The sequence below is a fragment of the Burkholderia sp. Bmkn7 genome (genome assembly GCF_041103175.1).
GTDB classification, from domain to species: Bacteria; Pseudomonadota; Gammaproteobacteria; order Burkholderiales; family Burkholderiaceae; genus Burkholderia; species Burkholderia cepacia.
This window is the reverse complement of record NZ_JBGCUH010000001.1, coordinates 460,451-474,405: the sequence shown is the minus strand read 5'-3', so window position 1 is coordinate 474,405 and position 13,955 is coordinate 460,451. Positions and strand designations below refer to the sequence as shown.

The 13,955-nt window shown below is 66.8% G+C and carries 10 protein-coding genes; 2 read left to right on the top strand and 8 right to left on the bottom strand.

All coding sequences use genetic code 11. The features are described 5' to 3' along the window. Positions 1-872: 872 nt before the first annotated feature. The gene (uvrA, locus tag AB3K92_RS02030; RefSeq protein WP_369464376.1) at positions 873-6,767 is read right to left on the bottom strand and encodes an excinuclease ABC subunit UvrA; all 5,895 of its coding nucleotides are present in this window, start codon (positions 6,765-6,767) and stop codon (positions 873-875) included. Positions 6,768-7,022: 255 nt separating this feature from the next. Between uvrA and AB3K92_RS02025 the strand changes: the two genes are divergently transcribed. Next, on the top strand, positions 7,023-7,406 hold the full coding sequence (locus AB3K92_RS02025) for a cytochrome c (protein ID WP_081058196.1): 384 nt from the start codon (positions 7,023-7,025) through the stop codon (positions 7,404-7,406). A 212-nt stretch (positions 7,407-7,618) separates the two neighbouring features. Then, positions 7,619-8,002 (top strand): hypothetical protein, encoded by a 384-nt coding sequence (locus AB3K92_RS02020; protein WP_059621337.1) that lies wholly within the window; start codon positions 7,619-7,621, stop codon positions 8,000-8,002. Positions 8,003-8,112: 110 nt separating this feature from the next. On the opposite strand, the gene AB3K92_RS02015 is transcribed toward AB3K92_RS02020, so the two are convergent. The 7 genes from AB3K92_RS02015 to AB3K92_RS01985 form a co-directional block, all read right to left on the bottom strand. Further along, positions 8,113-8,445, bottom strand: a complete 333-nt coding sequence (locus AB3K92_RS02015) for a high-potential iron-sulfur protein (protein WP_369464375.1) — start codon at positions 8,443-8,445, stop codon at positions 8,113-8,115. Between the two features lie 140 nt (positions 8,446-8,585). Further along, a complete protein-coding gene (locus tag AB3K92_RS02010; protein ID WP_059710613.1) occupies positions 8,586-8,927 on the bottom strand; it encodes a cytochrome C oxidase subunit IV family protein in 342 nt (113 codons plus the stop codon). An 8-nt stretch (positions 8,928-8,935) separates the two neighbouring features. Beyond that, positions 8,936-9,670, bottom strand: coding sequence for a heme-copper oxidase subunit III family protein (locus AB3K92_RS02005; RefSeq protein ID WP_059492867.1), 735 nt, complete (start codon positions 9,668-9,670; stop codon positions 8,936-8,938). Beyond that, entirely contained in the window at positions 9,667-10,278 is a 612-nt protein-coding gene (locus AB3K92_RS02000) for a cytochrome c oxidase subunit 3 (protein ID WP_060223694.1), read from the bottom strand. Before AB3K92_RS02000 ends, AB3K92_RS02005 begins: the two co-directional genes overlap by 4 nt. Next, positions 10,275-12,029: a cytochrome c oxidase subunit I gene (ctaD, locus tag AB3K92_RS01995; RefSeq protein WP_059710616.1), complete on the bottom strand. Its 1,755-nt coding sequence runs from the start codon at positions 12,027-12,029 to the stop codon at positions 10,275-10,277. Before ctaD ends, AB3K92_RS02000 begins: the two co-directional genes overlap by 4 nt. Positions 12,030-12,042: 13 nt before the next feature. After that, positions 12,043-13,194, bottom strand: a complete 1,152-nt coding sequence (locus tag AB3K92_RS01990; protein WP_369464374.1) for a c-type cytochrome — start codon at positions 13,192-13,194, stop codon at positions 12,043-12,045. Positions 13,195-13,298: 104 nt separating this feature from the next. Beyond that, entirely contained in the window at positions 13,299-13,814 is a 516-nt protein-coding gene (locus AB3K92_RS01985) for a hypothetical protein (RefSeq protein ID WP_059675462.1), read from the bottom strand. Positions 13,815-13,955: the final 141 nt, after the last annotated feature.

Genomic DNA, 13,955 nt, shown 5'->3' with positions numbered 1-13,955 from the left:
CGTATCCTTCGTCATTGGGTCTGTCTGGTGGTACACGCGCCGCGCGCGGTCGGCCCGGGATCTGCCCGATCCGCCTGTCGACAGGCATGACGCACGACCGGCACGGCACCATCGACCGGAACGCGCGGGTTCACCTCTTTGGCGATCGGTTTTTTATCAGGGATCGAAAAAAGGAAACGAGACATCGAACTCAACCTCGCGAATGGCCGGGCTGACCGGATTCAAACTTTCATGAAAAAGCGTCGAACAGGCAGGCAATCTCGGATGTCGATTATGGAGAACGTGCGACTGACCCGTTGCAGTCATTTCTTCTATGGATATGACGCGCGTATCAAAACAGATAGCGCGTGCACACATAATGAAAATCGAGATTGATTCAGGCGTGGCCGTACAAACCCGGGCAGTCGCACAAGGGGAACATGCGATTCATGGGCCCGCGATAATGCGGCCCGGAAACCTGGATGATGAAGAAGAGAACCCGACAGTCACACCCGACGGGGTTCGATGCAAAAGTGCTGCACTTGCAACGCCCAAGGCAAGCGGACGCTGGCCGCTCTGGCGCAACGGTTCGACGCGCAGCCGGACCCGATCACGGAATGGATGCGACAGCGCAGAAACGCGTGGGGGATATGTTTTTAGTGACGGGCACGCAATCGAGCGAGCGATCGACAGACCTGACGGCGCCGCATGCAGGAATGGCGCCGGTCGACACCAGAAAACGAAGCTCCGATAGCGCGAGGCTTCGCGTACCGGAAACGGGGTAACGGCACCACACCGGAGCCATTACCCCACGGCTTGAAAGAACGCAACCGAGCTCGTTAGCCAGGAGGCAATCCCCCTGGCACCGGTGCCGTCAACACGAAGTGTCGCGCTCACCCGACCCGCGTTTCTCCCTCGCGCTCGGCTTCCCCTTCGCCCGTGCCCGTTCGCGCGAGCACCGGCTTGAGCGCCTGCCCCGTATGGCTCGCGCGCACCTGCACGAGCGCTTCCGGCGGCGCCGCCGCGACGATCGTGCCGCCGCCCACGCCGCCTTCCGGCCCGAGATCGATGATCCAGTCGGCTTCCGCGATCACGTCGAGATCGTGCTCGATCACGACGACGCTGTGCCCCGCATCGACGAGCCGGTGCAGCACGCGTATCAGCTTCGCGACGTCCGCCATGTGCAGGCCGACCGTGGGCTCGTCGAGCACGTACAGCGTGTGCGGCGCCTTCTGGCCGCGCCGTGTGATGTCGTCGCGCACCTTCGTCAGCTCGGTGACGAGCTTGATGCGCTGCGCCTCGCCGCCCGACAACGTCGGCGACGGCTGGCCGAGCGTCAGGTAGCCGAGGCCGACATCCTTCATCAGCTGCAACGGATGCGCGATGTTCGAGATCGGCGCAAAAAACTCCACCGCTTCGTCGATCTCCATCGTCAGCACGTCGCCAATGTTCCGGCCGCGCCACGTGACGGCGAGCGTCTCCGGGTTGAAGCGCTGCCCGTGGCACACGTCGCACGGCACCTTCACGTCGGGCAGGAAGCTCATCCCGATCGTGCGCACGCCTTGCCCTTCGCATGCGGGGCAACGCCCGTCGCCGGTGTTGAACGAGAAACGCGACGCCGTGTAGCCGCGCGCACGCGCTTCCAGCGTATCGGCGAACAGCTTGCGGATCGTGTCCCACACGCCGATATAGGTGGCAGGACACGAGCGCGGCGTCTTGCCGATCGGCGTCTGGTCCACTTCGAGCACGCGGTCGATCTGCTCCCAGCCGCTCAGCGATTCGCAGCCCTGCCATGCATGCGTGACGTTCAGCGAAGGCCGCGGCGCACTGCGCGCGAGCACGCTCGAACGGCGGTTGGCGGCCGGCGCGTCCTGCTGCGCGGCCTTGCGCGCGCGGCGCGTGGCCGGCGACGACAGCACCGAGCGGCCGACCGCGTCGAGCAGGTTCGTCATCAGCACGTCGCGCGCGAGCGTCGACTTGCCCGAGCCGCTCACGCCCGTGACCGCGACGAGCCGCGCGAGCGGAATGCCGACCGTGACGTCGCGCAGGTTGTGCAGCCGCGCGCCGTGCACGGTCAGCCAGGCTTCCGGCACGGCCGCGCCGCCCTTCCTGCCCGGCAGGCTCACGCTGCGGCGTGGCTGCAGCGGGTGCGTCATCGGCTGCGCGAGCAGGCGGCCCGTCACGGAATCCGGCTGCGCGGCCAGATCGGCGACCGCGCCCTCGGCGACCAGCGTGCCGCCGCGCTTGCCCGCGCCCGGGCCGACGTCGATGATGTGATCGGCGCGGCGGATCGTGTCCTCGTCATGTTCGACGACGACGAGCGTATTGCCCTTGTCGCCGAGCTTGCGCAGCGCATCCAGCAGGATCTGGTTGTCGCGCGGATGCAGGCCGATCGTCGGTTCGTCGAGCACGTAGCAGACACCCTGCAGGTTGCTGCCGAGCTGCGCCGCGAGCCGGATGCGCTGCGCTTCGCCGCCCGACAGGCTCGGCGCCGCGCGATCGAGGCTCAGGTAGCCGAGCCCGACTTCCTCGAGAAACGCGAGGCGGCTGCCGATCTCGCTGACGATGTCGCGCGCGATCTGCGCGTCGCGCCCCGTCAGCTCCAGCCCGTCGATCCAGCGGCGCGTGTCCGACACCGTCCATTGCGCGACCTCGACGATCGGATGCGCGTCGAACGTCACCGCCCGCGCGGTCGGGTTCAGCCGCGTGCCGTTGCAATCCGGGCACGGCTCGTTGCCGACGCCTTCCGGTTCCTGTTCGTCCGACGGCAGCGTCTGCTCGCGGCCGCGATCGTCCCCGGCGAGCACCGTGTCGTCATACGCGGCGCGCTGTTCGCGCGTGAGCGTGACGCCGGTGCCGACGCAGGTCGTGCACCAGCCGTGCTTGCTGTTGTACGAGAACATCCGCGGGTCCAGCTCCGGGTAGCTCGTGCCGCACACCGGGCACGCGCGCTTGACCGACAGCACCTTGACCGTGCCGACCCGCGCGGTCGAATGATCGTTCTGCATCGCGTCGTGCAGCCCGTCGAGCGGCGCGAGCAGATGCATCACGCCCTTGCCGAGTTCGAGCGTCTCGTCGAGCACGCGTCGCAGTTCGGCTTCGTTGTCGGGGGACACGACGATATCGGCGACCGGCAGCTCGATCGTATGCTCGCGGAAGCGGTCGAGCTTCGGCCACGGATCGACCGGCACGAACTCGCCGTCGACGCGCAGATGCGTGCTGCCGCGCGCCTTCGCCCACTTCGCGAGATCCGTATATACGCCCTTGCGGTTCACGACGAGCGGCGCGAGCAGCCCGACGTGTTCGCCGCGATGATCGCGCAGCAACTGCGCGGCGATCGATTCGACGGATTGCGACGTGACCGGCGTGCCGTCGTGGATGCAATGCTGCAGGCCGAGCTTCACGTACAGCAGCCGCAGGAAGTGCCACACCTCGGACGTGGTCGCGACCGTGCTCTTGCGCCCGCCGCGCGACAGCCGCTGCTCGATCGCGACGGTCGGCGGGATGCCGTACACCGCGTCGACCTCGGGGCGGCCGGCCGGCTGCACGATCGAGCGCGCATACGCGTTCAGCGATTCGAGGTAACGGCGCTGGCCTTCGTGGAACAGGATGTCGAACGCGAGCGTCGACTTGCCGGAACCCGACACGCCGGTGATCACGTTGAACTTGCCGTGCGGAATGTCGACGTCGAGCGCCTTCAGGTTGTGCTCGCGCGCGTTGACGATGCGCACGACGTCCTCGCCTTCGATCGCACGCCGCTCGCGCGCCGCGTTCAGCACGGCCTGCAGCGGCTTGCCTTCGTCGGCGAGCGCCATGTCTGCGTCCATCGCGCGTTCGTACTGCAGCAGCGCCACGCCGGTATGCGATTCGGCGCAGGCTTTCATGTCGTCGGGCGTGCCCGCGCACAGCACGAGGCCCCCGCCGTCGCCGCCTTCCGGGCCGAGATCGATCAGCCAGTCGGCCGCGCGGATCACGTCGAGGTTGTGCTCGATCACGATCAGCGAATGGCCGGCCGCGAGCAGCTTGCCGAACGCCTGCATCAGCTTCGCGATGTCGTCGAAGTGCAACCCGGTGGTCGGCTCGTCGAACATGAACAGCTTCGCCCGCGCGATGCGCGCCTCTTCCGTGACGACCCGGCGGCCGTTCACGGCCGCCGCCGATTCGGCGAGGAAGCCGGCCAGCTTCAGGCGCTGCGCTTCGCCGCCCGACAGCGTCGGCACCGGCTGGCCGAGCTTCACATATTCGAGGCCAACGTCGACGATCGGCTGCAGCACGCGCAGCACCTCGGCGTCGGTCGCGAAAAACGCGGCCGCTTCGCTGACGGTGAGATCGAGCACGTCGGCGATGCTCAGCGCGCGGCCGTCGCGCTCGATGCGCACTTCGAGAATCTCCGCGCGGTAGCGGCTGCCGTCGCAGTCCGGGCAGCGCAGGTAGACGTCGCTCAGGAACTGCATCTCGATGTGCTCGAAGCCCGAGCCGCCGCAGGTCGGGCAACGGCCGTCGCCCGAGTTGAAGCTGAACGTGCCGGCGCCGTAGCCGCGTTGCAGCGCGAGCGGCGCCTTCGCGAACAGCTTGCGGATCTCGTCGAACGCGCCGACGTAGCTCGCCGGGTTCGAACGGGTGGTCTTGCCGATCGGCGACTGGTCGACGAACACGACGTCGCCCACCTGGTCGGCACCCGTGAGGCTGCGGTACGCGCCCGGCGACTCGGTCGCCTTGCCGTGGTGCCGCGCCATCGCCGGATAGAGCACGTCCTGCAGCAGCGTGGACTTGCCGGACCCCGACACGCCCGTCACGCAGACGAGCCGCTGCAGCGGAATCTCGACCGTCACGTCGCGCAGGTTGTGTTCGCTCGCGCCTTCGAGCACGATGCGCGGCGTATTCGCGTCGACCACCCGGCGCGCCCAGTTCGACGCATGCGCGACATGCTTGCGGCCGCCGAGATACTCGCCCGTCAGCGTGTGCGCCGAACGGATGTCGGCCGGCGTGCCGTCATAGACGATCGTGCCGCCGCGCTCGCCCGGGCCGGGCCCCATGTCGATCAGGCGATCGGCCGCGAGCATCACCGACGGATCGTGTTCGACCACCACCAGCGTATTGCCCGCGTCGCGCAGCCGCTGCATCGCCTCGACGATCCGCGTGAGATCGCGCGGATGCAGCCCGATGCTCGGTTCGTCGAGCACGAACAGGGTTTTCGTGAGCGACGTGCCGAGCGCCGTCGTCAGGTTGATCCGCTGCACCTCGCCGCCCGACAGCGTGCGGCTCTGCCGGTCGAGCGTCAGGTAGCCGAGCCCAACGTCGCACAGGTATTTCAGGCGTGTGCGCACCTCGGCGAGCAGCAGCTTCAATGCATCGTCGAGCAGCGCGCTCGGCAGGCTGATGTCGTCGAAGAAGCGGCGGATGCGCTCGATCGGCAACAGCATCAGGTCGTGCACGGTCAGGCCCGGCAGCGCCTCGAGCTGCGCGCGGCTCCAGTCGACGCCGCGCGGCATGAAACGGCCGGCCGGCGCGAGCACGCCGTCGGCGTTCTCTTTCGAGCCGAGCCGCCACTGCAGCGATTCCGTCTTCAGGCGCGCGCCGCCGCATACGTCGCACGGCGTGTAGCTGCGGTATTTCGACAGCAGCACGCGGATATGCATCTTGTACGCTTTCGACTCGAGATAGCCGAAGAAGCGCTTCACGCCGTACCACTGGCTCTGCCACTTGCCGTTCCAGTCGGGCGAACCGTTGACGACCCAGTCGCGCTCGGCGTCGGACAGCTCGGCCCACGGCGTGTCGCGCGGGATGCCGGCTTTCGCCGCGTAGCGCATCAGGTCGTCCTGGCACTCCTTCCACGCGGGCGTCTGCATCGGCTTGATCGCGCCGCCGCGCAGCGTCTTGCGCGCGTCGGGGATCACGAGGCCGAGATCGACGCCGATCACGCGGCCGAAGCCGCGGCAGGTTTCGCACGCGCCGTACGCCGAATTGAACGAGAACAGCGCCGCCTGCGGCTCCGCGTAGCGCAGGTCGCTGTCGGGATCGTGAAGCCCGGTGGAGAAGCGCCACACCTGCGGCTCGGCGATCGCGTTTTCCGCTTCCGGCGCCAGCACGTACACGTTCACGCGCCCGCCGCCGCGCTTCAGCGACGCCTCGATCGCCTCGACCACGCGCACCTTGTCGGCCTGCTGCACACGGAAGCGGTCGGCCACCACGTCGAGCACCTTGCGCGGCCCGGTGGGCGACGCGACCTCGCGTTGCGCCTGCACGCGCGTGTAACCGCTCGCGGACAGCCACTGCGCGACTTCTTCATCGGACGCCGTTTCGGGCAGCTCGACCGGGAACGTGACGACGACGCGCGGATCGTCCGCCTGCGTGCGCGCGACGAGCTCCGCGTAGATCGTCTCCGGCGTGTCGTGCCGCACCTGCCGCGCGGTCTTGCGGTCGAACAGCTCGGCCGCGCGCGCGTACAGCAGCTTCAGGTGATCGTTCAGCTCGGTCATCGTGCCGACGGTCGAGCGCGAACTGCGCACCGGGTTGGTCTGGTCGATCGCGATCGCGGGCGGCACGCCGTCGACCCGCTCGACCTGCGGGCGGTCCATCCGGTCGAGGAACTGCCGCGCGTACGCGCTGAACGTCTCGACGTAGCGCCGCTGGCCTTCCGCGTACAGCGTGTCGAACACGAGACTCGACTTGCCGGAGCCCGACGGGCCGGTGACGACCGTCATCTCGCCGGTGCGCAGGTCGAGATCGAGGTTCTTGAGGTTGTGCTGACGTGCTCCGCGAATGCGGATCAGATTGCTGGATGACAATTTGCCTGCCCGTCTGAATGAGTTAACCAGAGTGCCCGGTGCCGGAACGCTGCGGCGGATGCCCGCAGGCGCGGCGCACGCGCCGCAAGGGTTGCACCTGTGCGGCCCGATTTCGACGGACACTATACTGTACATTCATACAGTTTTCCATGACGCCCTGAGGGCGGCATGGGATGGCGGTTGGAGGCGCGGCCCATTCCGCGATAACGCGTTTATACTCCCCGGCCGGGCAATCCGCGTGATACGACAAGGAAAATGAAAGCAAGAGCATGGCTCATCACTTTGCTGGGAGCGTGGGTGTTGACTCAGCCTTCACTCGCCTTCTCGCAAAACATCAACGGAAAAAATCTCTTCATACAGAGATGCGCGATGTGCCATGGCGCAGATATCAAGGGCACCGGGCCATTGGCCGGGAAAAGCAATCCCCCCACGCCCGACCTCACGACTGCCGCGTTCAAGAAGCGGCTCCATGATTATCCAGGCGTCATCGTTTCATCGGTAATACTTCGCCCGAACGGGGACCTGATTCCGAGAACCTTGCGGGAGAACGGCGTCAAGCTGGCACCGCATGCCTGGACCGTTCAGGATTTTCGCGACCTGAATCAATACATGAGCGACGTGATTTCCAGCAGCCGATGATTCCGTGTCGACCGGCTGACCGCTCCGGGTCGTTTCGAGCCGGTAACATACCGCCGACGAGCTATCCGGCGGAGGCATCCCCCTTCCGAAAATGGTGCCGGTGCCCGGGTCGGACTTCGGCACACATGCCGTGTGTTGCGCCGTCCGGATCCAACGCACCTGCCCGGGTGCAGCCCGTGCGATGATGCGCGCTGACCAACATGAGAGATGGAATGACGACTACCTTCGACGAGGCGACAACGGCGGCGATCGCCGCGTTTGCCCAACTGGATTTCTACACGGCCGTGCAAGCGATGCGCGCCGAAGCCGACTACGACCGCGAAATAGACCAGTGGATCTCGCGCTACATCGACGAGCACGGCGGCGGCGCGGACGACGCGGAATACGACGCGTTGCACGCGCAGGCCCAGGCAACCCCGGAATTCGCGCAGTTCGTCGATGGGGTTCGCCGGGAAATCCTGGAATACTTCGACGTGACCGACGATCAACTGGACTGGATGGTCCAGTTGCGCAATGACGACAGCGACGCGCTTTGGGCGGAAGTCAACCGGCAGCGGACCGCGCTCGGAACCGGTGAAGTGCGCGGCGATCTCTGACCCTTGCCTGCCATCCGGATTTCGCGTCGCGCCGGGTGCGTGGCTCGAGTCCGATCAGCCATGGGGGGCCGGGCATCACGTATCCCGGCCACCCGCTCGCCCCTGCCCGGCTACGCCTTTTTCGCGTAAGCGCCACACCAGCCTTTCGCATTGACCTGCTTGCCGCCGAAAATGGCGCACGGCGCCATCGCCGCACCGGTCTTGCCCTGGAAGAACTGGCAATTCGCGCAAGCCTCGCCCGCGTGAAATTTCGGGAATTTCGCATGGTCGACCCGGCTTGCATCCGTCTTGTAGCCGAGGGCCTGGGCGTTTGCATCCGTTTCCTGCACGGCACCGGCACCGGCACCGGCCGCGGCATCTGCCGCGGCCGCGCGGCGCCCAACGGCCAGCGCGGATGCCAGAACGGTGGTGGCAGCAATAAAACGTCGGCGTGAAAACTTCATCTTGCCCTCCTCGATGTTTGCGTGGCCGGATGACCGACATCCTCCGATGCCGCGACGCCGCCCGGCGCACAACCGCGGCCCGTCACCGTGCCCGTCGCGCCGCGACACGTTCATCCGCTGCGAACCGCCTTGCGAACGAATCACCGAAAAAACATTTCCCGCATCCCGAACGTGTGATGCGCCTCGGCCGCCATCAGCACCATGAGCACCAGCAGGCACAGCGGCGGCACGAGAATCGCGTACACCAGCGCCAGCCGCTCCCACATCATGTGCATGAAGATCGACACGATCAGCCCGGCCTTGGCGATCATCAGCACGACGATCAGTACCCAGCGCAACAGGCCCTGCACGTTGAAATAGTCGACCAGGTACGACAACGTGCTCAGCACGAACAGCAGGCCCCAGATCTTCAGGTAGAGGCCGATCGGATGCTGCTGGCCGTGCGCGGCGTCGGGTCGATCGGCGGGATCGGTATGGTCCATGGCCTGCCTCACCACAAGTAGAACAGCGCGAAGATGAACACCCACACCAGGTCGACGAAGTGCCAGTACAGGCCGGCGATCTCGACGATCTGGAAGTTGCCGTGTTCGGTGAACCCCGGCTGCAGGATCTTGCGTGCGATCAGCAGCAGGTAGATCACGCCGCAGGTCACGTGAAAGCCGTGGAACCCGGTGATCGTGAAGAAGCACGCGCCGAACTGCGCCGCGCCCAGCGGATTGCCCCACGGACGGATGCCTTCCCGGAAGATCAGGTTGCTCCATTCGAACGCCTGCAGCGACACGAAGGTGGCGCCCAGCAGCGCGGTCGCCAGCAGCAGCGCGGCGGCGGGCCTCGCGTTGCGCCGGTAGCCGAAGTTGACGGCCATCGCCATGGTGCCGCTGCTGCTGATCAGCGTGAACGTCATGATCGCAATCAGCAGCAACGGCACCTCCACGCCGCCCACGCTGAGCCCGAACACCTTCGCGGTATCGGGCCACGGCGCCGTGGTCGACATGCGCACCGTCATGTAGCCGATCAGGAAACTGCTGAAGACGAACGTGTCCGACAACAGGAAGATCCACATCATCGCCTTGCCCCACGGCACCTTGAAGGCTTCACGATCGGCCGACCAGTCCGTGACGATGCCGCGCCAGCCGTCGGGCCGGGTGTCGGCAGATGACGCATCGGCAGGCGGGGCCGCGGGCGAACCGGCGGCGGGTCCGGTGGGGGCCGTGGGCGCGGTCATGGCGCAGCTCCATACAACGGCCCGCAGACGGCGGCGACGATCCCGGGGGTCAGCCACCACATCGCCGCCAGCAGCACGAGCCACACCGCGAGCAGGAAATGCCAGTAGAGCGCGCACAGATCGATGACCCGCCGGGCCCGGAACGGGTCCGCGCGCCGGAGCTGCGCGATCGTCACCGCCCATGCCGCCAGCCCGCCCAGCACATGCAATCCGTGCAGGCCGGTAAGCAGGTAGAGGAAGCTGTTCGACGGATTGACCGCGACAGTCTGCCCGCCAGCCGACAGCAGGTGCCAGGCGGTCAGTTGCCCGGCCACGAACACGGCCGCCAGCACGCCGCCGCACACGAGCCACGCGGTGCGGTGCAAGGCCGGTTGCCGGGCTCGCTGCATGGCGACGCTGGCCAGCGCCAGCGCGCCGGTGTTCCACCACAGCAGCGCCGGATGCGGGATCGGCTGCCAGTCGGGCTCGCGCATGCGCATCGCATAGGCGAGCAGCAACAGCGAGAACAACGTCGTCGCGACCGCCATGAAGACGATCAGGCCGGTGCGCCCCGCATTCGGCAAGCCGGGTCGCGCGTCGTGAACGAAGGGGCGCGGCAGCGTGGTCATTCGTGAGCCTCGCCGGGGTGAAGCGCCGGGTGGGCCGGTTCAGGCACCGTCGCGGGCGGCTGGTTTTGCGGCACGAAATCTTCCTCTTGCCCCGGCGGACTGTATTCGTATGCCCAGCGGTAGACGACGGGAAGCGCCGCGCCCCAGTTGCCGTGCGCGGGCGGCGTTTGCGGCGTCTGCCATTCCAGCGTGGTGGCCCGCCACGGGTTGCCGTCGGCGCGCCGGCCGTGCACGAGGCTCCACGCCAGGTTGAAGAGGAACAGCAACTGCGCGGCCGCGACGATCAGCGCGACGACGGTGATGAACGTGTTGAGCGTCTGCGCCGAATGCGGGATGAAGCTGTAGCCCTGGTACGCGTAATACCGCCGCGGCATGCCGAGGATGCCGAGATAGTGCATCGGGAAGTAGATCGCATAGGTGCCGACGAAGGTGATCCAGAAGTGCGCGCGCCCGAGCGTGTCGTCGAGCATGCGGCCCGTCACCTTCGGGTACCAGTGGTAGAGGCCGCCGAACACCACCAGGATCGGCGACACGGCCATCACCATATGGAAGTGTGCGACCACGAAATACGTGTTCGACAGCGGGATGTCCACGCTCACGTTGCCGAGGTAGAGCCCGGTCAGCCCGCCCAGCACGAAGGTGCTGATGAAGCCGATGGCGAACAGCATCGGCACGGTCAGGTGGATATCGCCGCGCCACAGCGTCAGCACCCAGTTGTAGACCTTGAGGGCGGTCGGCACGGCGATGATGAGCGTGGTGGTGGCGAAGAAGAAACCGAAATACGGGTTCATGCCGGCGATGAACATGTGGTGCGCCCAGACCACGAAGCTCAGCGCGCCGATGACGACGATGGCCCACACCATCATCCGGTAGCCGAAGATGCTCTTGCGCGCGTGCGTGCTGATCAGGTCCGACGCGATGCCGAAGGCCGGCAGCGCGACGATGTAGACCTCCGGATGCCCGAAGAACCAGAACAAGTGCTGGAACAGCAGCGGGCTGCCGCCGGTATGCGTGAGCGTCTGCCCCATCGACACCACGGCCGGCACGAAGAAGCTGGTGCCGAGCGTCCTGTCGAACAGCATCATCACCGCCGACACGAACAGCGCCGGAAACGCCAGCAGCGCCATGATGGTCGCGATGAAGATGCCCCACACCGTGAGCGGCATGCGCATCAGCGTCATGCCGCGCGTGCGTGCCTGCAGCGTGGTGGTCACGTAATTCAGGCCGCCCATCGTCGCCGCGACGATGAAGATCGCCAGCGACACGAGCATCAGCACGATGCCCCATTCGACGCCCGGCGTGCCCGGCAGGATGGCCTGCGGCGGGTACAGCGTCCAGCCCGCGCCGGTCGGCCCGCCCGGCACGAAGAAGCTCGCCACCAGCACCAGCACGGCCAGCAGGTAGACCCAGTAGCTCAGCATGTTGAGAAACGGGAACACCATGTCGCGCGCGCCGAGCATCAGCGGGATCAGGTAGTTGCCGAAGCCGCCCAGGAACAGCGCCGTCAGCAGGTAGATCACCATGATCATCCCGTGCATCGTGACGAACTGGTAGTAGTGGTTCGCGTCGATGAACGCGAACTTGCCCGGGAAGCCGAGCTGCAGCCGCATCAGGTCGGACAATACGAGGCCGACCAGCCCGATCGCGATGGCCGTCATCGCGTACTGCACCGCGATGACCTTGTGGTCCTGGCTCCAGACATAGCGGGTCCAGAAGCTCTGCGGGGCGTGGTCGCCGTGCGCGTAGGTCATGGTTTCTGCTCCGCTATTGCCTGGCCGCGGTACCGGCCGGAGGCGGCCCGCCTTGCGCCTCGATATATGCCACCAGTGCGGACAGTTCCTGGTCGCTCAGGTCGAAGTGCGGCATGATCGGCGAGAACCCCTTCACGACCCGCGCCGCCGGATTGCGGATGAACGCGCGCAGATAGGCTTCGTCCACCTTCGCGGTGCTGCCGTCGGCCATCGTTTCGGTCTTGCCGTACAGTCCCTTCCAGGTCGGGCCCACGAGCGGGCTGCCGTCCACGGTATGGCAGGCGACGCAGCCCTTGGCCGCCGCGAGCGTCTTGCCCAGTTCGGCGAGTGCGTGCGCGCTGCCGCCGGCAGCGGCGGCGGTTGCCTGCACGTGGGCGAGTTGCTGCTGCGCGAAGGTGGTCTGCTGCGCCAGCCAGCGCGAGAACGCGGCTTCGTCTTCCACGACCACCACGCCGCGCATGCCGGAGTGCCCGATCCCGCAGAGCTGCGCGCACAGGATGTCGTAGCGCCCTGCCCTGGTCGGCGTGAACCAGAAGGTGGTCACCATGCCCGGCACCATGTTCATCCGCGCCCGAAACGGCGGAACGTAGAAGTCGTGCAGCACGTCGCGCGAGCGCGTCAGCACCTGGACCGGCCGGTTGAGCGGCAGGTGCACCTCGGGCGTCTCGATCAGGTAATTGTCACGGCCGTTGGGGTCGGCGGGGTTCAGGCCGAACGGGTTGTCGTTGCTGATGTAGCGCACGTCCGTCGTGCCCAGCTTGCCGCCTGGGCCCGCGAAACGGAAACGCCATTGCCATTGCTGGCCGAGCACTTCCATCTGCAGCACGTTGCGCGGCGGCCGGATGTAGTCCGCGTAGACGAACAGCCCCGGCGCCAGCAACGCCGCCACGCCGATCGCGGTCAGGCCGATCAGCCACCATTCCAGCCGGCGGTTGTGCGGCTCGTAGGCCGCGCGATGCCCGCTGCGGTGCCGATAGCGCACCAGTGCGACGACGATGAACAGGTTGATGGCGACGAAGAATGCACCAGTGATGACGAGCGTGATCGTCAGCATGTCGTCCATGCGCACCCAGTTCGATGCGATCGGCGTGATCCACCACGGACTGGCAAAGTGAAACCCCACCGCCAACAGGATGATCAGGACCAGGGCAATCGCAAGGGCCATAGGCCGCCTCGCTGCATATCACTCGCCGGCGCCGCCGACGCCGGGTTCCGTGTCTCCCGCGAATGCCGGGTGGTCAGCCTCGGCGCGGCGGGAAACGCGATGTATCAGTCGTCCACGTTGTGCTTGCGCACTCGCTCCAGCCTGCCGTAGGTGATGGCCGCAACCACGCCGAACAACAGGTTGGCCAGCAACGGCCCGGCACCCCGCTCGGAGACGAACCACGGGAACACGGCCGTCATGACGTAGAAGTTCCACCCATACGCAACGATCCCGAACGCCAGCCCGATGGCGGCTTCCATGCCCACGCTCGAATCGAAGCGGAAAGGCGCCATGATCGCCGCGAGCATCACCCCCATGATCGCGCCGAGCACATAGTGCAGCAGCAGCGCCATTGCGACGATTTCAAGGTTGAATTGCGTCATCTGGCCGAGCGCGCTGCGGCCCATCACCATCGCCGCGATCTTGTGCGTCGGTTGCCACGGGCTCGAGCCGAGCACGAGTGTCGACCAGACGAATTCCAGCGCGATCACCAGCGCACCGCCTGCGAGACCGGCCACGGCGGCGGCGACCCAGTCCGGCGTCCGACGCGCCCAATGGTGCGATTGCATGTGCAGTTCCATACGACCTCCTTGCCGACGCTTCGTCGCCGGCGCTTCGGTTCCGAGGGCGTCACGCGCGTCGGGCCTGCGTCACTCGAGCGATCCGGAAGCAGGGTTGCGGGCGCAACAGGCGAACGCCCTTCTCCGCGCGCGGCCGTGCGT